Raw genomic sequence first — 23,888 nt, 5'->3', positions numbered from 1 at the left:
ACGTGATCTGGCGCCCCCCACGAGCGGCGCCCCTCGGACCGTCACCCCGCCGCCAGGAACCGGTCCGCCGTGCGCAGCGACAACGCCATGATCGTCAGGGCGGGGTTGGCGGCCAGCGCGCTCGGGAAGACGCTGTTGTCGCAGATCCAGAGGTTGGGGATCTCGTGCGAGCGGCCGTCACCGTCGACCACGCCGTCCGCGGGGTCGGTCGACATCCGGGCGGTCCCGATCGTGTGCGCCGTCCGAGCGAGCACGAGGGTCTCCCGTGCCCCCGCGGCCTCCATGACCCGCAGCAGGAACGCCGTCGCGTGGCGATCCAGCGCCTTCTCGTTCGCCCCGGCCGTGAACGTCACCCGGGCCCGGGGGATGCCGTACTCGTCGGTCTCGTCGCTCAGTTCGAGGCGGTTGTCGTCGGACGGCAGGCAGTCGCCGTTGATGCCGATGCCCGCCATGTGCTGCGCCTGATCCAGCCGCTGCATCAACTCCGAGCCCCAGAGACCGCCCCCGCGGGTGAGGGTCGTGGCGAAGGTCAGCGGCATCACGCCGAGGCTCTGCACGAGGTACCCGCCGGCGAAGTCGGCGTCGTCGGGGCGCATCATGTCCTCGGTGATCAGCGACGAGGGGTACCCCCGATGCCCGCGCACCGGTTCGTCGAACCGCCCCCACACCTGCGTCGCCCCGTGCGCCAGGAAGTTGCGGCCCACCTGCCCGGACCCGTTCGCGACGCCGGTGTGCAGCAGCAGGCGCGGGGTCTCCACGCCGCCCGCGGCGAGCACGAGCGACCGGCAGCGCTGGCGCACGTCGACGCCGTCCTGCCGGTAGACGACGGCCGCGACGTGCCCGCGCGCGTCGAGCTCGATGTCGTGCACCAGGGCGCCGGTGCGGATCTCGGCCCCGGCGGCCACCGCGGCCGGCAGATAGGTGTTGGCGGTGGTGGCCTTGGCATCCACCCGGCAGCCCTGGTGGCAGGCGCCGCAGTTGATGCACGCGCGGCGTTCGCCGTGGTGGTCCTGCAGCCGCGCCCGGGTGAGCACCGCGGCCGGAGCGTCGGAGTACCGGATGCCGAGCGCCTCGCACCCGCGTGCGACCAGGGTCGCGGGCGCATTGCGCGTGGCCGGACCGTAGGCGTACTCGCGCGAGGGGTCCCACGGATACGGGGTCGGCCCCGAGACGCCGATGTCGTCCTCGACCCGCGCGACGTAGGACAGGAGCTCGGCGGGGTCCAGCGGCCAGTCGCGGCCTTCGCCTGTCTCGGTGCGCAGCCGGAGGTCCCGGGCGTCGGGCCGGGGTGTGAACGCGCCCCAGTGCAGGGTCGAGCCGCCCACCCCGCGGCCGCTGTTGTTGGGGCCGAACGCGGTGGGGTCGTCGCCGCCGCTCAGGCGCTCGGACATCCAGTTGATCTCGACGGCCTCGGTCTCGTCGGGCGTGAGGTCGTCGGGCGAGAAGTTCCGGCCGGCCTCGAGCGCCACGACGGACAGCCCGCGCCGCGCGAGCTCGGCCGTCAGCGGCGCGCCGCCGGCGCCCGTCCCGACCACGACGACGTCGACGATCTCATCGGTCCCGTGCGTGCGCATGCCGTCGAGGTTCATGCGGCGTCTCCCGTCGCGATCGTGCCGCCGACGGCGGCGGGCTCCCAGTCCTCGCGGCGCCCGAGCGTCAGCTCGACGTAGCCGCGGATCGGCGCGCGCCCGCCGGTCGCGAAGCCGTCGAAGCCGGTGCGCGCCATGCTCGCGGGGTGTGCGAGCCACTGCCGCACGAGGTCGACGCGGGCATCCTCGAGCCAGGCGGCGAGCATCTCGGCATCCAGGGGTCCGCCCTCCGGGCCGCGGCCCTCGATCGCGGCGCGCAGCACCTCAGCGCGCGCGGCCGGATCGGTCGGCCACCCCACCGCGAGCGTGTCCAGCCCCGCACGGTACGCCTCGGGATCCGGCGGCAGCCCGTCGCGGCGCCACCCGTCGCCCTCGCCCCGCGCCAGCTGCGCGTCGACGCGCGCGGCGATGTCGATCGCGGGGCCGTCCTGGGGCACGGCGAGATCGGCGATCTCGCGCAGCAGCGTGAGCTGCGCGAGATCGAGCACGCGCGGCGCGTACCCGCGGTCGTCGGGCACCGCCCGGCGGTTCAGGATGCCGCGCACCCGGTCGTCCACGCGGTCGCCGGCGATGAGCCGCGCCCACTCCTCGGGCACGACGGGGCCGGCGAGCACCTCATCGGCGACGAACGCGGCGATGGCCTCCGCCGCTTCGGCCGGGTGCTCGAGCGGGATCATGTGCCCGGTGTCGGCGAGGGTGTGGAACCGCGCGCGGGGGTACACGTCGGCGAGGAGGCCGGGCTGGGCGGCGGCGCCGAGGTCGGCGTCGTCGTCGCCCGCGAGCACGAGCACCGGCAGGTCGAGCGTGCCGACCTCGTCGCGTGCGTCGACGCGGCTGCCGGTGTCGAGCCACGCGCGCCACGCCGACGGCGAGGTGCGGCGCAGGTCGGCCAGCGCGAGGCTCTGCGCGCCGGGGTCGAGCGGCCGCGCGGTGTTCTGGTCGATGAAGGTCTCGGCATCCTGTTCCGAGATCGCTCCGTCGTCGACCCACGACAGCATCAGCGCGCGCCGCTCCTCGTCCATCGGTTCGGGGCGCGGCGGTGACGGTGCGAGCAGCACCATTCCGGCGAGCCCGGTCAACGGCGCCGCGCCGCTCAGCACCCGGGATGCCACGAGCGCCGCGATCTTGCCGCCCATGCTGTGACCGCCCAGGATCCAGCGTCCCCGGGCCTTCTCGTTCAGGATGCCGACGACGTGCGCGACGGTCGCCTCGAGCGACGTGTCCGACGCGGCGGTCTCGGAGCCGAAGCCCGGCAGGTCGATGCCCTCCACATCCACGCGGTCCGCGAGCGCGTCGCCGAGCCGCTGGAACGACCCGCCGCTGGCCCCGAGGGCGTGCAGCAGGTACAGGGTGGGGTGATCGTTCGGGTTCGGCATGTCCTCACGCTTTCGCACCCCGGCGCCCGGGACGGGCCGCTTGCGCGCCGGGCCGTTTTGCGCAAGGCGGGCGAACTCGCCCGCGGCGCTACGGCGTGACCATGCCGCCGTTGACGTTCAGCGTCTCGCCCGAGACGTAGCTGGCCTCGGCCGAGGCGAGGAAGACGAACGCGGGGGCGATCTCGGCGGGCTGCCCGGCGCGTCGGTAGGTGCTCTCGTCGTCGAAGTGCTCCATCTGGTCGTCGGAGACGCCCTGGCTCACCTGCAGCGCCGACCATGTCGGTCCCGGCGCGACGACGTTGACCCGGATGCCACGGGATGCCAGCTGTTGGGCGAGCCCCTTCGACAGGTTGTTGATGGCGGCCTTCGTGGCGGCGTAGTCGAGCCGGTCGGGGGCGGGCACGTACGCCTCCAGCGAGGCGGTGTTGATGATCGCCGCGCCCGCGGGCAGGTGCGGGAGTGCGGCCTTGGTGATCCAGAAGGGCGCGAAGACGTTCGTGCGGAACGTCTGCTCGAACTGCTCGTCCGAGAGGTCGTCGACCTTCTCGACCATCACCTGCTTGCCGGCGTTGTTCACGAGGATGTCCAGCCCGCCAAGGCTCTCGGCCGCCCGGGCGACGATCTCCCGGCACGCGGCCGGATCGGTGATGTCGAGCGCGATCGAGACGCCGGTGCGACCGGCATCCCGGATCTGCGTCAGCACGTGGTCGGCGTCGCGCTGCTCGTCGGGCAGGTGCACGATCGCGACGTCGGCGCCCTCGCGCGCGAAAGCGATGGCGACGGCCCCGCCGATCCCGGAATCGCCGCCCGTGATGAGGGCTTTGCGTCCGACGAGGCGGCCGAGTCCGCGGTAGGTCTTCTCGCCCAGGTCGGGCACCGGTGTCATGTCGGCCTGCACGCCGGGCTCCGGCTGGTGCTGCAGCGGCGGCTCGACGCGGGCGTAGCGGGTGACGGGGTTGTCGAAGGTGAGCTGGTCGCGATCGGTGGTCATGCGGCGACGCTACGCAGGGCCGCGCCCGGACGAGAGCGGGTTGACGCCGCCGCGGCGTCCCGTCCTCCGCCCGGGAATCACCCGCGGGGGTCGTGCCGGAAGCGGACGAGGGGTGCTCGCCGTCCACGCCTACCGTGGCCGCGTGTCCCACTCCGACGTCTCGCCGACGGCCCCGCGCGCGGTGCTCCATCTCGTCGATCGCACGACGGGAGGGGTCCCGGTCGCGGTACGCAGCTACATCGCGAACTCCCCGCCGGGATTCCGTCATCACGTCGCGTCGCCGCACGGCCGTGACGGTGCGGCCGCGGTGTGGGCGGAGGGAACCTCCCCGGCCGCCGCGGAGCACCTGGACTGGGACGTCTCGCGTCCTCTCGCGGCGATCGCCGGCATCCGCGCCCTCGTCTCCCGGCTCGCCCCCGACGTCGTGCACGCCCACTCGAGCTTCCCCGGCGCCTACGCCCGGACGGCCCGGATACGCGGGCCGCGGCTGGTCTACACGCCGCACTGCTTCGCGTTCGAGCGCCGTGATGTCGGACGCACCGCGCGGTCGGGCTATCGCGGGGTCGAGCGTGCACTTCGCGGCCGCGCCGACCTGCTCGCTGCCGCCGGTCCGGGTGAGGCCGTCGCTGCCGCGGACCTGGGATACCCGTCGTCGCGGATCAGGGTGATCCCCAACGTGCCCTCGGTGCGTCGTGAGTGGGCCGTCCCGGCCGTTCCCGCAGCCCCCGCGACGCTGACGGTCGGGATGCTGGGGCGCTGGGCACCGCAGAAGGATCCCGAGCTGTTCGTGGGCGCCGTGCGCCGGTTGCGCGCCGACCTTCCCGGGGTGCGCGTCCGGGCCCGGTGGATCGGAGACGGGGCGGACGCCGCCCCCGCCGACATCGAGGTCACGGGCTGGCAGCCGCCCGAGTCCGTCGCCGTGCAGCTCGCCGGTCTCGACGTGTATCTGCACTCGGCCGCGTGGGAGGCTGCCGTGGCGATCGCGATCCTGGATGCCGTGGAGTGCGGTGTTCCGGTTCTGGTGCGTCCGCTCGCGGCGATGCCGGGCCTCCCGCTCGCGGTCCGGTGGGAGGAGGGGCTGCGGACGCTGACCGATGCGGTGCGCGCGGGGACCTTCGCCGCCTGGCGCGACGACAACCGGGCGCGCTGGGGGCAGTACCTCGGAGCGGCCTTCACCCCCGCGGCGCAACGCGCCGCGCTGCGGTCCGTCTGGGGGTGAGCGGGGCCGCTCCGGCGCTCACGGATGTCGGAGCGATCGCCGCACGTCCTCGATGACCGCCTCCACCCGGTCGACCGCGGCCTCCCAGGAGAAGCGCGCCTCGTTCTCGCGGCCGGCGCGCGACAGGCGCTCGCGCAGCCCCGGGTCGGCGTCGAGCCGCTCGATGCCCCGTCGGATGTCGGCCACGTCGGTCGGATCGACCCAGAGGGCGCTGTCGCCGAGCACTTCGGGGAGCGAGGCCGCCCGCGCCGCGAGCACGGGCGTGCCCATCCGCTGCGCCTCCAGAGGGGGGATGCCGAAACCCTCGTACAGCGAAGGGAAGGCGAAGGCCGCGGCGCCCCGGTACAGCGCCATGAGCCGGGCGTCGTCGACGCGACCGAGGAACTCGACGCGGTCGCGCCCGCGTGCGCCGCCGGACTGGAACGCCCGCGCCTGGTCGCCGACGATCAGCAGTCGACGGACCGTGGATGTCCGGGCCTCCTCGAACGCCGCCATCAGCGCGTCGAAGTTCTTGTGACGGTTCGGGGACGACACCGCCAGCAGGTAGGGGTCGCCCGCGTCGTACTTCGGGCCCTCCGGACGGAAGTCGGGACCGACGGCGGCGTGGACCACCGTGATCTTCTCGGCCGGCAGCCCGAAGTGCGCGTGCAGTTCGCCGGCGGAGAAGGCGCTGACGGTGAGCACCCTCTCGCTGCGTCGGAGCAGTCCGGGGATGAGCGCACGGTAGAGGAGCCGGAACGACCGGGCGAAGCTCTCGGGATGACGCACGTAGATGATGTCGAGATGCGAGGCGATCTGGGGGCGGTAGAGCGCCGGCCCCGTGTTCGCGAGCCCGAGCAGAAGGGGCGATCCGGAGGCGCGGAGGAATCGGGGGAGCGACCACTGCTCCCACGCGTGGCCCCGCAGCCGCCCCACGCGCAGGATCGGTGCACCGAGGTCGGGGTCGATCAGATCTTCGGGGGGCGCCGCCACGATCACCGGCATCCGTGTCGCGAGCCCCCGCGTGATCTCCCGCGCCCAGCGCTGCACCCCCGTGGGCGTGTGGGTGAGGAAACGGCCGTTGATGACGACGGGGGCGGTGGGGGAGGGCATGCGAGCCTTTCGTGCGGGCCGGTGCCGCGTCGGGGGACGGGGCCGAGACGATGGTGGGCCACGCGGACACGTCGTCCGTCCGCCGACGGCGGGGCGCGCAGCGGGTGAGCCTTCGGGTGAAGGTGGGGAGGACGTCCCCGCGCGGAGGGGCGCGCGACCGGTCGCGCCCTCCGCCCGCGGCGACACCATGGCGGAGACGCCTCGTCGACCGTCGACGAGCCCGGGGGAGGCGGCCATGGCCCACATCGTTCTCGACGCGCGCGGGTACTTCACGACGACCGGGCGCTACATCCGGAAGCTGGTCGAGGGGCTCGCCGGCCTCGAGGACGACCACCGCTACACCCTCGTGCTTCCCGCCGACCGTCTGGCGGAGTGGTCGCCGCCGTCCGCGCGCTTCCGGGCCGTGGGCTCGTCCGCGCCGTTCTTCTCCCTCGCGGAGCAGGTGGGCCTCGCCCGACAGATCCGGGAGCTCCGACCCGACCTCGTCCACTTCTGCATGCCGCAGCAGCCCGTGCTCCTGGGGCTCCCGAGGGTCACGACGTTCCACGACATGACGCTTCTGAAGATCCGCAACGCCAAGAAGTCGCGCCTGGTGTCGTGGTCCCGACGCCTCATCGGTCGAGCCGCCTTCATCGTCGCCGCGCACGCGGGCCGGGCGAACATCGTCGTCAGCCGGTTCAGCGCCGACGATCTCCGACGTTTCACCGGAGCGCCCCGTCGGAGCATCGTGCTCACCTATGAGGCGGCCGACGCGATCGACGAGGCCGCCGAAGCGGTTCCCGTCCCGTTCGAGCGGTTCGTGCTGTTCGTGGGGAACCAGGTCCCTTACAAGAATCTCGAGCGCCTCTTCGACGCGGTCCAGGACCTCGCGTCGACCCACCCGGGGCTCGGTCTCGTGGTCGCGGGACGCATCGACGACGACGGCCGCCGGATCCTGCAGGGCCGCCCCGACATGACCCGTGACGCCCATTTCACCGGCTACGTCTCGGACGGGGCGCTGCGCTGGTTGTACGAGAACGCCGCCGTGTTCGCCTTCCCCTCGTTCTTCGAGGGCTTCGGCCTCCCGGGCCTCGAAGCGATGCGTCACGGCTGCCCCGTCGCCAGTAGCTCCGCGACCTGCCTGCCGGAGATCTACCGCGACGCGGCGGTGTACTTCGCCCCGGACGACCGCGACGGGATGTCTTCGGCCCTCCGCCGGGTGGTCGATGATCCGGAGATCGCGGCCGACCTCGTACGCCGGGGACATCGGCGCGTCGACGACTTCTCCTGGGAGTGGATGGCCCGCGAGACGCGAGCGGTCTACGACCGCGCGCTGCGATCGCGGGACGCCGCGACCGCGGGATCTCCGGTCGCCGGTCGTCCGCCCGGCAACGGATAGCTCTCGCCGAGACGACCGCGCAGTCCCGCGAGGGACGCCGTGCAGACGGCCGCCGCCGCGTGCGGCCGGCCGGCCAGCAGCCCCGCCGCGAGCAGCAGCCCGAGGCGCACCACGACGTTGACCCCCAGCCGGGCCCGCGCCGCGACCGATCCGCGCGCCTGCTGCGCGCTCAGGTACGCGGCGTTGCGGTTCTGGTAACGCACCCGCCACAGGTCATCGGGGGAGGTGTGCAGAACGCGGGGGAGGCGCAGTCGCCGGCGCGGGGGCTCGGAGCTCGCCCGCCAGTCGACGGTGTCGTGGATCTCGACGTCGAGGCACAGCAGGATGCCGCAGCCGTTCGCTCGCAGCCGCGCCGAGAACGCGTTGTCGTCGGAGTAGAGCACGAGCTCGGTCGGCGGCAGGAGACCCAGGGCCGCGATCGCGGCGGGGAGGTACAGGCCGCCCCACATGGCGTTCGGGAGCGGGGCGACGCGGACGCCGCTCCCGCGCGTCTCGATCACGCGGCGCGGATCGGCGGTCCGCCGACGCCGTGCGAAGACGTCGGTGCTGAGGAAGGCTCCGGGACGGAGTTCGGAGAACAGGCGGTCGGGTGACGCCCCGTCCCGCAGCAGGCGGTAGACGGGGTTGACGGCCCGGAAGCAGGCGAGCGCCGTGGGGGCGTCGCCGCGAGACTCCAGGGCGGCGGTGGTCGCCTCGAGGGTGTTCAGCGCCCCGGGCGGGAGGGGGTTGTCGTCGTCGAGGAGCAGCACCGCCGTGCCCCGCCGATACGCGGCGGTGAGGCCGGCCGCGAATGCGGGGGCAGAGCCTCGGTTCCGGCCGAGGTCGATCACCGTGATCCGGTCGGGATGCCGCGCGGCGGCGGCATCCAGGCGGGCCGCGGAGTCTCGCGCGGTTCCGTTGCTCACGACGATCAGGTCGGCTCGCGGTTCGATGAGCACCGAATCGATGGTCAGGGCGAGCCCCGTGTCCCATCGGTCGGCGTAGGTCACGGTGACGACGGTGAGGCGGGGGAGAGCGTCGGTTTCGGCATCCACTCGCCCGTTCTACGGCGGCCCCGCCCGGGTGCGGGGTCTTCTCGCTCGCGCGACCGCGGTCGTGAGACGACCGGCGCGTCGCGGCTCGGCGCGGCCCCTCCCGGGACGCCCCTCGTGCGGCCCGTCCGTCCGTTCACCCGTGGAATCACCCGCGGAATGCAGGGATGTCGCCTCGCTGATGCGGAGCTCGTGCGGCCGCCGATCGACGGAACGCCCGGACAGGATCGCACGGTGATCCCCGGCCCGCACGATGCATCCGCATGAAGGTCCTCCTCGCTCGTCTCCTGGGTTTCGGCTCGCTCCCCCTCCTCGCCTCTCTCGCGCCCCTGCTCCTGCTGGGCATCGTCTCCCGCGCCTCGACACTGGATCAGTGGGCGGCGCTGAACATCGGTCAGGCGATCGGGTCCTTCGCCACGGCGGCGACGATGTTCGGCTGGCAGGTCGTCGGCCCGCCCGCCGTGGCCCTCACCCCGAGCGAGAGCGGACGCCGGACGACCTACGCGTCGTCGTGGTGGCTGCGGCTCGGCGTGTTCGGCGTGGTCACGCCGGCCGCGGTGGCGCTCTCGGTGGTGGCGTCGCCGGGCGGCACCGGAGGGCTCGCCGCGCTCATGTGCGTCGCGGCCGCGATGTCGGGGCTGTCCATGACGTGGTACGCCATCGGCGTGGGGAGGGCGCGCCTCATCACCGGCTTCGAGGTGCTCCCGCGGATGCTGGCCCTCGCCGTCGGCGCCGGCCTGGTCGCGGTCACGCGGGAGCCGTCGTGGTACCCCGCCGCCATCGTGGGGGGCATCGTGGTGGCGCTGACCGTCTTCCATCGGCGGTACTTCTCGTGGTCGATCCCGCCCTGGCCGGGTGCGACGGCGCTGCGCGCGGCGGTGCGGACGAGCGCCCCCGGCGCCGGCGTCCTGATGCTGGCCGGCGTCCGATCGGCGGCCCCGGTGCCGGCGGCGACGCTCGTCGGTGCGACCGGTTCGGTGGCCTTCCTCGCCTCGGCCGACCGCCTGTACCGCTACTCGCTCTTCAGCGTCTCGGCGCTCGGCGACGCCCTGCAGAACTGGGTGCTGGAGCAGGGCGGTCGCGGTCGTCGACAGCGTGTCGCGCTCGTGCTGCACGGCGCTCTCGGCGTGGGCGGCGCGCTCGGGCTCGCGGTGCTCGGCCCCTGGACGACCGGCGTGCTCTGGGGTGCGCACGTGGCATCCCCTCCCGACTTCTTCCGCGGGTACGCCGTCGCCTTCTTCTTCGTCTCGGTGGGTACCCCGCTGGTGCGCAACATCCTCGTCCCCCGCGCGCGCACGGGATACGTGCTCCTCTCGGACGCCGCCGGCCTGGTCTGCGGCGCCGGCGCCGCGTTCCCCCTCGTCGCGGGCCTCGGTGCCACGGGTGTCCCCTGGGCGTTGGCGGTCGCCGAGGGGGTGAGCGTGGTCGGTTACGTCTCCGCGGTCGTCGTCGCGCGCCGTGCGCCCGACCCGCGGTGACCCGCGCCGTCGCCCCCCTCGAGACCGGCGCCGGGGCGCGACACCGTGCCGAACGCACGGGGGAGCAGGGCGCAGAAGGCCAGCAGGACGAGGACGATCTGCCACTGCTGCTCGTCGAAGGAGAAACCCATCACCGCGATGAACGTGGCCCCGCCGATCGCCAGCGCGCCGCCGAACAGGGAGCGCGCGAGCACCGCGCAGAACAGGACGAGGGCGACGAGCCCGGAGAGCGCGAACAGGGAGACGTAGGCGTTGTCGAAGTAGAGGAGGTTGCTCGCCCCCCGCACGATCCCGGCACGGAAGAGCTCGGCACTCGCGCCGGCACCCGAGCCGAACACGACCGCGGCCTCTCCGCGGGCCCACAATGCGTCCCACGAACCGACCACGAGTGAGCGGTGGATGTAGGACACGGACGACTCGAACCGACCGTCCAACGCGAGCAATGTCGGCAGGTCGACCAGGAGCGCGATGATCGCGAGGATCCCCGTCGCGGCGATCATGGCCAGCAGCCGTCGCCACCGCAGGTTCGCGAGCCCGTACGCCACGAGAGCGGCGAGCACCGCGACGACGGCGCTCCGAGTGCCCGACAGGGCCAGGGCGACCGCCGCGACGACCACCCCGCCCGCGTACCGCGGGCGTCGGGTCTGCGCCGTGGCGTGCAACAGGACGAGCGCGGCGACACTCGCGAACACCGCGAACGGGATCGGGTGCCCGAAGGTGCTCTGGGAACGGCCGGTCAGCGCGGGGAGGAGGACGTTGGCCCGGTCGTCGATCTTCTCGAGCGACTCGACCCGCAGCGGCCAGATCGCATCGACGGTGCCGGTCTGCTCGAGAGCGGCGTACGCGGTGTGCGCGAGGATGAGCCACAGGAACGTGTCGGCCACGGTACGAAGGTCTTCCGCCCGCAGGAGCGGGACGACGAAGGCCAGAGCCATCGCGGAGGCGAGCATCCCCACCTGCAGCAGGGTGGCCGCGGGGGAGAACTGGCCGAGGATGCGCAGGATCAGCCAGACGGCGAACGCGGCGAACAGCACGGCACCCCAGAGCGGAGGCCACGGGGTCGCCGCCTCGCGCCGCCCGCACGCGAGCAGACTCAGCAGGACGATCGTGGCGAGCGCCGCCATCGCCATCGTCTGATCACGCACCGACCCGACCGGGATCAGGGTGGAGATCACGATGATCGCCGAGACCGCACGCGCCGGCGCCGACGCGGCCGGGGCCCGCAGAACGCTCCAGACGCTGACCACGCAGGCCACGATGAGCACGAGAGGCCCGATCATCGGGGCGTCCTCTCGGTGAGCGGCCGCGTCGAGGGCGCGGGCAGCCGATCGCGACGCCCGCGCCCCCACTCGCGCAGGCCGCGCAGGAGCCGACGCAGGCGCGCGCGGCGCGGATCGTCGGTGGGGTCGCCGGCGCGCCGGGCCGAGGCGAGGGCGACGTCGTCGTCGGGCCACAGCAGGCGGAGGATCACGCGGGGGCGGTCGGAGATCGGCAGGCTCCGCAGCGCCGCCAGATACGCGTGCGCCGTGTCCGGGCGTCCACGCCATTGCCAGTCCCTCGGGACGAGCATCGCGGATCCGGCGGTGGATCCAGCACCGAACGCCTCGGTCAGCTCGTCCCGCAGCGCGGAGACCGCTCCGAGCTCGCGGGCACGGTCGAGGGACCCGTCGGCCGCGGTCAGCATGCGTACGGCCGCCGTCGTCGCCTCCGCGGGACGCCCGCGCCCCCCGATCGCCGGCCGGACGGCGTTCACCGCGGCGAGGACCGCGTGCACGGCAGCGGTCGGGATCCGGACGAGGGTCCCCGCGTACTCCGTGGTCACGCACGAGGCGGAGACGGCCTCGAACGCGGACGCGTCGTCGAGCGCGAGACCCGGGACGCGGCGGTGGACGTCGATCTCGCATCCCCAGGACGTGGGACTCATCGTCGTGCTGTGGGGAACCGGCGTTCCGGACCACGGATCGGGGGATCGGCGCCAGCCCCACTCGGCGAGGGCCTCGGCCAGCTCTTCCGTGCGGGCGGGGTCGCACCAGACGTCGACGTCCGCGGAGTGTTCGCGTTCGCGAAGCCCCTGGCTGCGCAGCGCCGGCCCCTTGATGAAGACGGTGCGGATGCCGAGCCCGGCGGCCACGTTCACCGTCACCGCGTAGACGAGCTCGTGCAGGGGCGACGACAGGACGGGGCGGCTCAGGCGACGCATCCGCGCGGGGTGGTCCGACCCGAACGCGACGATGCCCAGCGTGCGCCACTGCGCCAGTACGTCGAGGTCGGCGTCGTCGAACGCCGCGGCCGGGAGCGGGCCGTCCTCGACCAGCCGCCGCCACAGGTGCGCGCCATGCGAGACGAGGCAGAGCGCGGGTCCGGGCTGTGCCGGGACGAGGAGGATCTCGGCCTCGGCGGCGAAACCCGGTTCCCCGGCGATGTCGAGGGCGCCGAAGGCGGTCGGCATCCAGCCCTCGAGGAGGGGGGACGAAGGCATGGGCTCTCCTGGGGGCGCGGTGGGGCGACCTCACAGTGTCGCTCGCGCGCCTCCCGGCGGGGCGTGCGGCCCCACGTGGTTCCGGCGAAAGCCGGGGCCGAGATCACCCGGCATGTCCGCGCCGGAGCGCTCCCGGTCACCCGCAACGCGCCGCTCGCCCGCCCTACGCCCCGAGCGTGCGCTCCAGGAACGCGTTCCGGAAGACCCCGCGCGGATCGGCCTCGCGCGCCGCCGCGACGAAGTCGGCGGCGTGCGGGAGGGTCGCGCGAATCGTCTCACCGGGCAGGGTGAACGCCTTGCCCCAGTGCGGTCGGGGCTCGAACGGGGCGAGGGCGGCCTCGATCGTCGGCAGCACCGCCGCGACCCCGGCGTTGTCGTTGCGCCAGGTGAAGTGGATCGCGAGGACGTCGCGCTGGAACGCGGGGCTCAGCCACAGATCGTCGGCGGCGACCGTCCGCAGCTCCGTCACGAGCAGCACGGGATCGATCGTGGATGCCACGGCGCGCACCGCCGCGAGAGCCTCGGTCGCGGCATCCAGGGGGACGAAGTACTCGGACTGGATCTCGTCGCCGTCGCTGGGGAGGGCCTCGGCGCGGAAGTGCGGGAGGCGCGTGTGCCACGGCCCGGGCGTCCCGCGCTCCGTGGTGTTGCCGACCGTGCGGATGCGTCCGAGATGCAGATCGGCGCCGATCGGACGGCCGCCCAGATCGGTCACGTAGCCGGGTTCGGGATCGGCATCCGTCGTCTTGACCCAGACGAGGTCGTGCGCGGGATCGCCCCAGGTCGTGAAGACGCTGACACTGTAAGCGCCGGCGAACAGGCGCCGAGGATCGGCGACGATGTCGTCCCACGCGACGCCCGTGTACGCCTCGGCGGTCACGGTGTACGTGGGGACGGTGCGCAGCTCCACGGCCGTGACGACACCGAACGCGCCCAGACCGAGCGCGGCCGCCGGGAACCACGCGTGGTCGCGGTCGACGCGGTGCGTGCGGCCGTCGGCATCCATGATCTCCAGCGCGGTCACGGCGCTGGAGAGGTTGCCGTTGCGGATCCCGGAGCCGTGGGTGCCGGTCGCGGCGGCGCCGGCGACCGAGATGTGGGGGAGCGAGCCGAGGTTGTGGAGGGCGCGCCCCTCGGCCGCGAGGACGGGAGCGAGCTGCGCGAACGTGACCAGCCCCTCGACACGGACGCGGTCGCCGTCGACCTCGATCCGCGTGGGCAGGTCCTCGAGCGAGATCAGCGCCCCGTCGGTGTCGCCGACGTCGCTGAACGTGTGCCGGGTGGCCTGCACGCGCAGCGACTCCGCCCCCGCGATCACGGCCGCGAGCTCGTCGAGGTCGGCGGGAAGCAGCGTCTCGGCGGCGCGGTAGCGGTGGTTCCCCGACCAGTTCGTGCCGGAGGAGCGGGTGTGCGTCATGCGGTCCATCCTGCCGCGCGGGAACCCCGCTCGGGCGCCCGGACTCAGGGCGCGGGGAAGAGCTCCGCCTCGAAGACCGCCTCGGCGGCCCCCACGAGCAGGCGGTTCTGGCCCAGTTCGGCGACGCGCAGGCGGAGGTCCTCGGCGCAGGCCGGCATGGTCTGGCTGCGTACGGCGGTGTCGAGGCCGTCCAGATCGAGTGCCGCGAGGGTCGCGAGGAATCCGCCCAGCACGATCACCGCGGGATTGAGGACGTTCGCGGCGTTGGCGAGCGCCGTGGCGAGGATGCGTCGCTGGCGTGCCGTTTCGGCGTGTGCCTCCGGATCGTCGGTGGATGCCAGGGCCTCGGCGAGCACGGAGTCGTCGACGGCGTCGAGACGCAGGGCCGTCAGGAGCCGCGCGCGGCTGACCTCGTCCTCGAGCACCCCGTCGAGGGCGCGGCGGTCGGCGGCATCCACGATCCCGGGCCGGTTCTGTCCGAACTCCCCGGCATACCCTCCGGCGCCGCCGAGCGGCGTCCCCCCGACGATGACCGCGCCGCCGATGCCGCTCGCACCGCCGTTGAGGTAGACGACGTCGTGCGCGCCGCGGGCTGCGCCGAAGAGGTACTCGGCCAACGCGCCGAGGGCGGCGTCGTTGCCCACGCGGGCCGGCAGACCCGTCGCGTCCGTGACGAGGGCTCCGATCGCGGCATCCGTCCACTCCAGGTGCGGGGCGGTGCGGACGAGCCCGTCGGCGGCGCGGACCGGACCGGGCACGGCGACGCCCACGCCCACCGGGCGCAGGCCGCGCAGGAGGCCGCGACGCCAGGCGCCCACGCGCTCGCCGACGATCTCGGCGGTGCGTTCGGGAGTGAGCAGCGCGGTCTGGGGGAGGCGCTCGCGGGCGACGACGGTGCCGTCGAGGGCGAAGGCACCGATGTCGAGAGCGTCGACCTCGGGGTTCACGCCGATCGCGACGACCCGCGGATCGGGGGCGACCGTCGGCGAGGGGCGGCCGACGCGGCCCACCGGATCGGGGGCGCGCTCGACGACGAGGCCGTCGCCCACGAGCTCGCCCACGAGATCGGCGATCGTCGAGCGGTTGAGGCCGGTCGCCTCGGTCAGCGCGGCGCGCGAGCGCGGGCCCTCGCGGTGCACGGTGCGCAGCACGAGCGCGAGGTTCGCGCGGCGCATGCCGTCGCCCCTGCTCGCGGTGACCATCCGACCACTGTGCCATGACGGCGGGGTCGTCGCTGTCCGCGGCGGGTGCGTCATCCCGGCGCCGTGATCCACGCGATAAACGCGATCCACGGCGGGAAACGGCGGGAGAGGGCGTTTATCGCCGCAGATGCCGTTTATCGGCAATCGGAGCCCATGCATAACACCCGATGCCAGGATCGGAGCATGGACCTCTCCGGCATCCCGATCACCACCATCCGCGGCGAGCAGACCACCTTCGGCACCCTCACCGACGGCAAGGCCGCACTCGTCGTCAACGTCGCCTCGCGCTGCGGGCTCGCGCCGCAGTACGAAGCGCTCGAGGCGCTGCACAAGAAGTACGCCGACCGCGGCTTCACGGTCATCGGCTTCCCCAGCAACCAGTTCCTGCAGGAGCTCAGCGACGAGGAGAAGATCGCGGAGTACTGCTCGGCCACGTGGGGCGTCACCTTCCCGATGTCCGAGAAGGTCAAGGTCAACGGCCGCCACGCCCACCCCCTCTACCAGGAGCTCACCCAGACTCCGGATGCCGAGGGCAAGAAGGGCCGCATCTCGTGGAACTTCGAGAAGTTCGTCGTGTTCCCCGACGGTCGCGTCGTGCGCTTCAGCCCCCGCACGCTGCCCGACGCCCCCGAGGTCGTCTCCGCGATCGAAGAGGCGCTGCCGAACTGACGCGGGCGCCCGGCGGGCGTCCGTACGTCGAGTTCCGGTGTCCAAGACACGCGGACCGCGCGCGAAGGCATCCGCGTGTCGTGGACACTCGACGGGCGGCACGAGCGAGAGTGGCGGATCGATAATCTGAGCGCATGATCGATGCCGTCGTCCTCGTCTCCGGCGGTGCCGCCGTCACCCCCTACACCGACCCGCAGCACGCGGCGGCGACCGGGCTCGCAGCGGGCAACACGATGACCGCCCTCCGCGCGCATCTCCTCGACCGCGGCATCCGCGTCTTCACCGCCCCGGCCCGCATCGGCGCCGGAGAGGTGCGGGAGGATGCCGGCTGGCAGGGCTTCTTCGACGTCCCGGTCGTGCTGCCCGCGGAGGTCACGATCAACGCCGTCGGACGCGTCGACGACGCCGGTGTCGCGCTCGCCGGATTCCTGCGGCACCTCGCCGCCGAGGAGGGCGTCGCCGCCGTCGCACTCGTCGGCCACTCGATGGGCGGGCTGTTCTCGCGCGCCGCGATCCGCGAGCTCGGTGCCGACGGCCCGCGCGTGGAGCGGCTCGTCACGCTCGGCACGCCCTGGGACGGCTCGGTGCTGGGCGACTTCCTGGACGGGGAGATCTCCGAGGCCGACGCCCACGGCGACCCCGCGACGCTGAAGATCTTCGCCGAGGTGCGTCCGTACGCGGATGCCAACTCCCAGGGCGCCGCGGCGGAGGTGTCGCGGCGATTCCTGCGGAACTGGAACGACGCGCAGGCCGGTGTGCTCGACGGCATCCCGGTGACCGCGGTCGGCGCCGGCCACTTCGCCGCCGCCGACGAGCCGGTGCAGCTCTGGCCGCACGACGGCTTGGTGTCGATGACCAGCGGACGCGCCGACGAGGTGCCCGCCGCGGTCCTGCCCGCGGTCGAGCGGCACTCGTTCCCCGGCCACGTGCACAGCATCTTCTTCGCCGACGCGTTCGGTCTTCCGTGGGAACGCGCGCTGACGTGGGACCCCGCGGTGTTCGCCGTCGTGGACGGAGCGCTCGGGGTCTGACGCGGGGCTGGACGCCGCGGCATCCGGGGTATATGTTGTGAGAACCAACAAACCCCCGTGCGGCGGCGATCCACCGTGCGCATCCATGCGAAGGAGCAGGAATGCCCACCCCCACCCGTGACGACAAGTTCTCGTTCGGCCTCTGGACCGTCGGCTACAACGGCACCGATCCGTTCGGCGGCCCCACCCGGAAGCCGCTCGACGTCGTCCACGTCGTCGAGAAGCTCGCCGAGCTCGGCGCCTACGGCCTGACCTTCCACGACGACGACCTGTTCGCCTTCGGCTCGACCGACGCCGAGCGTCAGACCCAGATCGACCGTCTGAAGGGCGCGATGGATGCCACTGGCATCATCACCCCGATGGTCACCACCAACCTCTTCTCGGCCCCGGTCTTCAAGGACGGCGGCTTCACCTCCAACGACCGTCAGGTGCGTCGTTTCGCCCTTCGCAAGGTGCTGCGCAACCTCGACCTCGCCGCCGAGCTCGGCGCGAAGACGTTCGTCATGTGGGGCGGCCGCGAGGGCGCCGAGTACGACTCCGCGAAGGACATCCGCCAGGCGCTCGAGCGCTACCGCGAGGCCGTCAACCTCCTCGGCGACTACGTCACCGACAAGGGCTACGACATCCGCTTCGCCATCGAGCCGAAGCCCAACGAGCCCCGCGGCGACATCCTGCTCCCGACCCTCGGTCACGCGATCGCGTTCATCGACTCGCTCGAGCGCCCCGAGCTCGTGGGCCTGAACCCCGAGGTCGGCCACGAGCAGATGGCGGGTCTGAACTTCGCCGCCGGCATCGCGCAGGCGCTGTACCACGGCAAGCTGTTCCACATCGACCTCAACGGCCAGCGCGGCATCAAGTACGACCAGGACCTCGTCTTCGGTCACGGAGACCTGCACAACGCCTTCGCCCTCGTCGACCTGCTGGAGAACGGCGGCCCCGGCGGCGTTCCGGCCTACGACGGCCCGCGCCACTTCGATTACAAGCCCTCGCGCACCGAGGACGAGTCGGGCGTGTGGGACTCGGTCTCGGCCAACATGAACACCTACCTGCTGCTGAAGGAGCGCGCCGCGGCTTTCCGCGCCGACCCCGAGGTGCAGGAGGCCCTCGAGGCCGCGAAGGTCCTCGAGCTCGCGCAGCCGACGCTGAACGAGGGCGAGTCGTACGACGATCTCCTCGCCGACCGCTCGGCGTACGAGGACTTCGACACCGACGCGTACCTCGGCGGCAAGGGCTTCGGCTTCGTCCGCCTGCAGCAGCTCGCGACCGAGCACCTGCTCGGCGCACGCTGAACCCGGGAGGGGCCTGGATGCCGAGGCATCCGGGCCCCTCGTTCCGTCGAGTGTCCAAGACACGCCGCATCGCCCCCGCGTGAGACGGCGTGTCTTGGACACTGAACGGGATGCCGCACCGCTGCGGCGAGAACAGAGGGAGTGGGCATGGCGCTCGTCATGGGAGTCGACTCGTCGACGCAGTCGTGCAAGGTCGTCGTCGTGGACGCCGAGACCGGGCGGGTGGTCCGCGAGGGACGCGCGTCGCACCCGGCGGGGACGTCGGTCGACCCCGAGGCGTGGTGGATCGCCCTCCGGGATGCCATCGCCCAGGCGGGCGGCCTCGACGACGTCGCGGCCGTCTCGATCGCCGGGCAGCAGCACGGCATGGTCGTGCTCGATTCCGAGGGGCGCGTCATCCGCGACGCGCTGCTGTGGAACGACACCCGCTCCGCGCAGGCCGCGAGCGATCTCATCGCCGAGGTCGGCGCGGAGGCGTACGCCGAACGCACGGGCGTCGTGCCCGTCGCATCCTTCACCGCGACGAAACTCCGGTGGCTGCGGGATGCCGAACCCGACAACGCCGCGCGCGTCGCCGCCGTGGCACTGCCGCACGACTGGCTCACGTGGCGCCTGCGGGGCTTCGGCCCCGGAAACGCCGACTTCGCGGAGCTGACCACCGACCGCTCGGACGCCTCCGGCACCGCCTACTGGGGCGCCGACGGCTACGACCGCGAGCTGCTGGAGCGCGCCCTCGGGCACGACGCGGTGCTGCCGCGCGTGCTCGAGCCGTGGGAGAGCGCCGGGGCGCTGGCCGGTGGGGCACTGGTCGGTCCGGGGGCCGGAGACAACGCCGGTGCGGCGCTGGGCCTCGGTGCGGGAGTCGGTGACGTCGTGGTGTCGCTCGGAACCTCGGGCACGGTCTTCGCCGTCACCGACCACGTCGTGCGCGACACCTCCGGCGCCGTCGCCGGGTTCGCGGATGCCACCGGCCGGTTCCTGCCGCTCGTCGCGACGCTCAACGCGGCACGCGTGCTCGACGCGTTCGCCGGGCTCCTCGGCGTCTCGCACGACGAGCTCGGCGCGCTGGCGCTGCAGGCCGAGCCGGGCGCCGACGGCGTCGTGCTCGTGCCCTGGTTCGAGGGCGAGCGGACCCCGAACCTGCCCCACGCGAAGGCCTCGCTGACGGGCCTGACCCTGGCATCCACGAACCGACCGACCCTCGCCCGCGCGGCGATCGAGGGGATGCTGAGCGGCCTGGCCGTGGGGCTCGAGGCGATCCAGGCGCAGGGCGTCGAGGTGCGCCGCGTGCTGCTCATCGGCGGCGCGGCCGCGAACGAGGCCGTCGCGCGCATCGCCGCGCAGGTGTTCGACGCCGAGATCGTGGTCCCCGCCGCGGGGGAGTATGTGGCGCTCGGTGCCGCTCGCCAGGCCGCGGGTGTGCTCGCCGGGGGTCCCGTCGACTGGACGGTGGCCACGGCCCGCACCGTCGAACGCGATTTCCGTCCGGCCATCCGCTCCCGCTACGACGAGGTCGCCGCGCTCCGCGCGCGGGAGTGACGCCGCACACGCCGGCCTCCTGACGCCGAGACCGCACCCGCCTGACGAATCCACTGCACGCTGCAGTGGAGATGTCGGTCGGATGCGGTCTCGGCGTCTTTCGTGCGCCCGCGGCGCAGTGCGTGCGGGACGGATCGCCCGCGGCGCGGGAGGCCACCCCACAAGTTGTACGTACAGACTGGACGATATGGACGTTACGTATTACGCTGACACCGAGGCGGGCACGGCTCGCTCACGGAAGGCCGCGGGGAGCCGCATCGGCTGAGCGCCTTCCTTCGCCGTCAACGGAAGGAAGCCGATGGCACTGGTCAGCGGTCACGAGGTCGTCCGAGAGTGCACCGCCCGCGGGCTGGTCGCCGGAGCGTTCAACACCACGAACATCGAGACGACGATGGGCATCGTCGACGCCATCGAGCGGGTGGGCGTGCCGACCTTCATCCAGGTCGCGCCGACCAACGTGAAACTGTCCGGCTACGAGTACATCTACGACACCGTCGCCCGTCGCCTCGCCGACTGCCCCGTGCCGGTGGCGCTGCACCTCGACCACGGCAAGTCGCTGGACGCCGTCGAGGCGGCGCTCGCGGCCGACTTCACGTCCATCATGATCGACGCCTCCGAGGAGCCGTTCGCCGAGAACGTCGCGATCTCCGCCCGCGCCCGCGAGATGTGCGGAGCGGACGTCGCCCTCGAAGCCGAGCTCGGCAGCATCGGCGGCAAGGAGGACGACGTCGCCCCCGAGTTCGCGAGCACGACGAACCCCGCCCAGGTGGCCGAGTTCGTCGCGGCGGTCCGCTGCGACATGCTCGCCGTCTCGGTCGGCAACGTGCACGGGTACGCGCCGAACGCGCGCATCGACTTCGACCTCCTGTCCCGCGTGCGCGAGCAGAGCTCCGTGCCGCTCGTGGTCCACGGCGGCTCCGGCCTCCCCGCCGGGCAGCTCGGACGGCTCGCCGAGTTCGGCGTCGTCAAGGTCAACGTCGCCAGCGATCTCCGCAACGCCATGATCCGGTCGTTCGGCGAGGCCTACGCGGCCAACCCGAACGAGAACTCGCTCATCCGCGTCTCGCTCGACGCGGTCGCCGCGATCACGGACGTGGTCGAGCGCCGCATCCGCATGCTCAACCCCTCGGTCTGATCCCCCATGACCCCCACGATCACGGTCGACATCGGCACGACGAGCATCAAGCTCTGCCTGTTCGACGCCGAGGGCGGCCTCCAGGCCGCCGACCGCTGCGTCACGCCCACCCGGCGCGACGCGTGGGGCGAGGTGTACGACACGGCCGCGGTGATGGATGCCGTGCGCGGCTTCGTCGACGCGCTGACACCCGACGCGCGGCGCGGTGTGCAGTGCATCTCGATCGCCGGCGTGGGGGAGTCGGGCGGGCTCGTCGACCCCGACCTGTCGCTCGTCTCGCCGATGATCCTGTGGCACGACCACCGCGGCGCGGATCTGCTCGCCGGGCTGTCGGATGCCGATCGCGCCCGGATCTATGCCGTGACCGGGCTGCCGGTCAACGCCAACTACGCGCTGTCGAAGGTGGCCTGGGCGCTGGCCAACGCCGAGCGCCCGACGGCGACCGCGCAGTGGCTCAACGTCTCGGAGTACCTCGCCGCGCTCCTCACCGGGCGGCGGTGGGCCGAACCCTCGCTGGCGAGCCGCACGATGGCCCTGGATCTCGTCGGTCGGCGCTGGTCGCGGGAGGTGTGCGGACTGTTCGGGGTGGACCCGAGCGTGTTCCCGCCGCTGCGCACCGCCGCCGACGGCGTCGCGATGGACCCGGCGACCGCGCGCGCGTGGGGACTCGACGAGGTCACGGTCCACGTCGCCGGACACGACCACATGGTCGGGGGTGCCGGTGCCGACCTGCGGCCCGGCGAGATGCTCGATTCCACGGGGACGACCGAGGGCGTCCTCGCGCTGCTGCGCACGCCGCGCCTGGATGCCGGGACCGCGGCGACGAAGGTCGCCGGCGGGCTGGCCTGCGACGGCGAGGGATTCACGCTGTTCGCGTCGATCCCCACGGGCGGTTCCGCCTTCGCGACCCTGCGCACGCTCCTCGATCGCGACTCGGAGGAGCTGGCCGCGCTCGTCGCCCGCGCGCACCGCGACTGGATCACGGGGGCCGTCGACCTCGATCGGCTCCCCCTGGTGCTGCCCCAGTTCCGCGGCAGCCCTCCGCCGCGCAAGGACGCCACCGCGCGCGGGGCGATCGCGGGCGTGCAGACCGACACGACCGCCGTCGAGCTCGTGCTCGCGTGCTTCCTCGGCATGGTCCGCCAGTTCGCCGAGGTGTGGGAGCTGTTCGACCTCGACCTCGAACGGGTCAAGGTCATCGGGCCCGCGAGCGCGAATCCGCTGTGGTTGCAGCTCAAGGCCGACTACCTCGGCGTCCCGTTGAGCGTCGCGGGCTTCCCCGAGGTCGTCTCGCGGGGAGCGCAGGCCCTGGCGCACGGCATCCGTCTTCCCTGGAGCGCCTCGGAGCCGCGCGACGTCCCGCCCGACGCGGGGCGCGCCGCCGCCCTCGTCTCCTGGCGCGCGCGGACCGCGGCCCGCTGGGCCCATCTGAGCGAGATGCCCGCATGACCCGCGGTGTGGCGCGGCGCTCCCGCCCCTCCGAACGAAAGGCGTGGCAATGAGGCTCGTCGCCGGAATCGACTCGTCCACCCAGAGCTGCAAGGTCACCGTGCGCGACCTCGACACCGGGCGATCCGTGCGGGAGGGGTCGGCTCCGCACCCCTCGCAGACCATCGTCGATCCCAAGGTCTGGTGGGACGCGCTGCTGGCGGCCGTCCGCGCGGCCGGGGGGCTCGACGACGTCCTCGCGGTCTCCGTGAGCGGTCAGCAGCACACGCCGATCTTCCTCGACGCGCAGGGCGTGCCCACCGCACCCTCACCGCTGTGGAACGACCTCGGTTCGCACCCGCACATGGTGGCGCTGAACACCGAGCTGGGCCGTGACACGTGGATCCGGCGCACCGGTCTGCCGCTGTCGCTGTCGGACACGGTCGTGAAGGCCCGCTGGCTGCGGGACGAGCAGCCGGATGCCGCGGCCCGCACCGCCGCCATCGCGGTCGTGCACGATTGGCTGACCTGGCGCCTGCGGGGGCACGGCCCCGGGACGGGCGACGTCGAGGCGCTCGTCACCGACCGGTCCGAGGCCTCGGGCACCGGGTACTGGTCGCCGGAGACCGGCGAGTACCAGCGCGATCTCGTCGTCCACGCGCTCGGGCACGACGTCGTGCTGCCGGCGGTGCTCGGACCCCGCGCGACCGCGGGACGGACGGGGCCGGGGCTCCCCGGCATCCCGGAGGGGATCCCGATCGGCGTCGGCAGCGGAGACAACGCCGCCGCCGCCCTCGCCCTGGGGCTCGAAGAGGGGGATGCCGTGCTCAGCCTCGGCACCTCCGGAGTGGTCTACGCGCGCACCGCGCTCCCTGTCCACGACTACGCGGGCTACGTCTGCAACTACGCGGACGCGACCGGCGTCCACCTCCCGATCGTGGCGACCCTCAACGCGGCGCGGAACCTGCAGGTCGGTGCCGAGATCCTCGGCTGCACGCACGACGAGCTGGCCGACCTCGCGCTGTCGGCCGAGCCGGGGGCGGGCGGCCTGACGCTGCTGCCGTACTTCGAGGGGGAGCGCACCCCCGACCTCCCGCACGCGCGCGGCGCCGTGCTCGGCGCGACGCTCACGAACTTCACACGTCCCAACCTCGCGCGCGCGATCGTCGAGGGGACGGTGGCGAGCCAGGTCGCGATGCTCGACGCGCTCGAGGGCTGCGGTGTGCGGGCGCGACGTCTGCTGGTGATCGGCGGTGCGGCGAAGAATCCCGCCGTCCAGCGGGTGCTCGCGGAACTCGTGAGCCTGCCGATCCTCGTGCCCACGCCCGACGAGTACGTCGCGAAGGGGGCGGCGATGCAGGCGGCCGTCGCCCTCACCGGGGCGTTCCCCGCGTGGCCCGTGCGCACCGAGGACGTTCCGCCGGCGCCGCCGGCACCGCAGATCCGGCGCCAGCACCACGACGCGCAGGTCGCGCTGGGATACGTCGTGCCCGCCCCCGTCGAGGTCGCGGCATCGTCGTCGGGCGTCTCGGCGCCGGTCTGAAT

The 23,888-nt window shown here is 73.3% G+C and carries 19 protein-coding genes; 10 read left to right on the top strand and 9 right to left on the bottom strand.

The features are described from left to right. Nucleotides 1-41 precede the first annotated feature (41 nt). The 3 genes from BGO45_RS07435 to BGO45_RS07425 form a co-directional block, all read right to left on the bottom strand. A complete protein-coding gene (locus BGO45_RS07435) occupies nucleotides 42-1,589 on the bottom strand; it encodes a GMC family oxidoreductase (protein ID WP_292692265.1) in 1,548 nt (515 codons plus the stop codon). Further along, complete coding sequence (locus BGO45_RS07430) at nucleotides 1,586-2,965, bottom strand: alpha/beta fold hydrolase (protein WP_292692263.1); 1,380 nt, start codon at nucleotides 2,963-2,965, stop codon at nucleotides 1,586-1,588. The genes BGO45_RS07435 and BGO45_RS07430 overlap by 4 nt, the downstream gene beginning before the upstream one ends. 88 nt (nucleotides 2,966-3,053) lie before the next feature. Next, a complete protein-coding gene (locus tag BGO45_RS07425; RefSeq protein ID WP_292692261.1) occupies nucleotides 3,054-3,956 on the bottom strand; it encodes an SDR family oxidoreductase in 903 nt (300 codons plus the stop codon). Between the two features lie 142 nt (nucleotides 3,957-4,098). Here BGO45_RS07425 and BGO45_RS07420 point away from each other — a divergent pair, with 142 nt between their 5' ends. Beyond that, nucleotides 4,099-5,175, top strand: a complete 1,077-nt coding sequence (locus tag BGO45_RS07420) for a glycosyltransferase family 4 protein (protein WP_292692259.1) — start codon at nucleotides 4,099-4,101, stop codon at nucleotides 5,173-5,175. A gap of 18 nt (nucleotides 5,176-5,193) precedes the next feature. On the opposite strand, the gene BGO45_RS07415 is transcribed toward BGO45_RS07420, so the two are convergent. After that, nucleotides 5,194-6,267, bottom strand: coding sequence for a glycosyltransferase family 1 protein (locus tag BGO45_RS07415; protein WP_292692257.1), 1,074 nt, complete (start codon nucleotides 6,265-6,267; stop codon nucleotides 5,194-5,196). Between the two features lie 235 nt (nucleotides 6,268-6,502). On the opposite strand from BGO45_RS07415, the gene BGO45_RS07410 reads away from it, so the two are divergent. Continuing rightward, complete coding sequence (locus BGO45_RS07410; RefSeq protein ID WP_292692255.1) at nucleotides 6,503-7,645, top strand: glycosyltransferase family 1 protein; 1,143 nt, start codon at nucleotides 6,503-6,505, stop codon at nucleotides 7,643-7,645. Here the strand turns inward: BGO45_RS07410 and BGO45_RS07405 are convergent. After that, on the bottom strand, nucleotides 7,567-8,679 hold the full coding sequence (locus BGO45_RS07405) for a glycosyltransferase (RefSeq protein ID WP_292692253.1): 1,113 nt from the start codon (nucleotides 8,677-8,679) through the stop codon (nucleotides 7,567-7,569). The two genes, BGO45_RS07410 and BGO45_RS07405, sit on opposite strands and share 79 nt — an antisense overlap. Nucleotides 8,680-8,939: 260 nt before the next feature. On the opposite strand from BGO45_RS07405, the gene BGO45_RS07400 reads away from it, so the two are divergent. After that, a complete protein-coding gene (locus BGO45_RS07400) occupies nucleotides 8,940-10,154 on the top strand; it encodes a hypothetical protein (RefSeq protein ID WP_292692250.1) in 1,215 nt (404 codons plus the stop codon). Here BGO45_RS07400 and BGO45_RS07395 read toward each other — a convergent pair. The 4 genes from BGO45_RS07395 to BGO45_RS07380 all read right to left on the bottom strand — a co-directional run bounded on the left by BGO45_RS07395 (nucleotide 10,106) and on the right by BGO45_RS07380 (nucleotide 15,252). Continuing rightward, nucleotides 10,106-11,434 (bottom strand): O-antigen ligase family protein, encoded by a 1,329-nt coding sequence (locus tag BGO45_RS07395; protein WP_292692249.1) that lies wholly within the window; start codon nucleotides 11,432-11,434, stop codon nucleotides 10,106-10,108. The genes BGO45_RS07400 and BGO45_RS07395 overlap by 49 nt on opposite strands. Continuing rightward, nucleotides 11,431-12,633: a hypothetical protein gene (locus BGO45_RS07390; RefSeq protein WP_292692248.1), complete on the bottom strand. Its 1,203-nt coding sequence runs from the start codon at nucleotides 12,631-12,633 to the stop codon at nucleotides 11,431-11,433. The genes BGO45_RS07395 and BGO45_RS07390 overlap by 4 nt, the downstream gene beginning before the upstream one ends. Nucleotides 12,634-12,796: 163 nt before the next feature. Continuing rightward, on the bottom strand, nucleotides 12,797-14,050 hold the full coding sequence (locus BGO45_RS07385; protein ID WP_292692247.1) for a D-arabinono-1,4-lactone oxidase: 1,254 nt from the start codon (nucleotides 14,048-14,050) through the stop codon (nucleotides 12,797-12,799). 44 nt (nucleotides 14,051-14,094) lie between these two features. After that, complete coding sequence (locus BGO45_RS07380) at nucleotides 14,095-15,252, bottom strand: ROK family transcriptional regulator (RefSeq protein ID WP_292692246.1); 1,158 nt, start codon at nucleotides 15,250-15,252, stop codon at nucleotides 14,095-14,097. 183 nt (nucleotides 15,253-15,435) lie between these two features. On the opposite strand from BGO45_RS07380, the gene BGO45_RS07375 reads away from it, so the two are divergent. The 7 genes from BGO45_RS07375 (at nucleotide 15,436) to BGO45_RS07345 (ending at nucleotide 23,886) form a co-directional block, all read left to right on the top strand. Then, nucleotides 15,436-15,921, top strand: coding sequence for a glutathione peroxidase (locus BGO45_RS07375; RefSeq protein WP_292692244.1), 486 nt, complete (start codon nucleotides 15,436-15,438; stop codon nucleotides 15,919-15,921). 134 nt (nucleotides 15,922-16,055) lie between these two features. Further along, nucleotides 16,056-16,952 carry a triacylglycerol lipase gene (locus tag BGO45_RS07370; RefSeq protein ID WP_292692242.1) on the top strand — a complete coding sequence of 299 codons (897 nt, stop codon included), beginning with the start codon at nucleotides 16,056-16,058 and terminating at the stop codon, nucleotides 16,950-16,952. 101 nt (nucleotides 16,953-17,053) lie between these two features. Continuing rightward, complete coding sequence (xylA, locus tag BGO45_RS07365) at nucleotides 17,054-18,241, top strand: xylose isomerase (RefSeq protein ID WP_160897364.1); 1,188 nt, start codon at nucleotides 17,054-17,056, stop codon at nucleotides 18,239-18,241. 147 nt (nucleotides 18,242-18,388) lie between these two features. Then, complete coding sequence (gene xylB / locus BGO45_RS07360) at nucleotides 18,389-19,780, top strand: xylulokinase (RefSeq protein WP_292692238.1); 1,392 nt, start codon at nucleotides 18,389-18,391, stop codon at nucleotides 19,778-19,780. 298 nt (nucleotides 19,781-20,078) lie between these two features. Further along, nucleotides 20,079-20,915: a class II fructose-bisphosphate aldolase gene (locus BGO45_RS07355; RefSeq protein ID WP_292692236.1), complete on the top strand. Its 837-nt coding sequence runs from the start codon at nucleotides 20,079-20,081 to the stop codon at nucleotides 20,913-20,915. Between the two features lie 6 nt (nucleotides 20,916-20,921). Then, entirely contained in the window at nucleotides 20,922-22,364 is a 1,443-nt protein-coding gene (locus tag BGO45_RS07350) for an FGGY family carbohydrate kinase (RefSeq protein WP_292692234.1), read from the top strand. A gap of 49 nt (nucleotides 22,365-22,413) precedes the next feature. After that, on the top strand, nucleotides 22,414-23,886 hold the full coding sequence (locus BGO45_RS07345) for an FGGY family carbohydrate kinase (protein ID WP_292692232.1): 1,473 nt from the start codon (nucleotides 22,414-22,416) through the stop codon (nucleotides 23,884-23,886). The last annotated feature ends 2 nt before the right edge of the window (nucleotides 23,887-23,888 follow it).

Source organism: Microbacterium sp. 71-36, assembly GCF_001898305.1.
Classification (GTDB): domain Bacteria; phylum Actinomycetota; class Actinomycetes; order Actinomycetales; family Microbacteriaceae; genus Microbacterium.
This window is presented reverse-complemented; position numbering and strand designations above follow the sequence as displayed.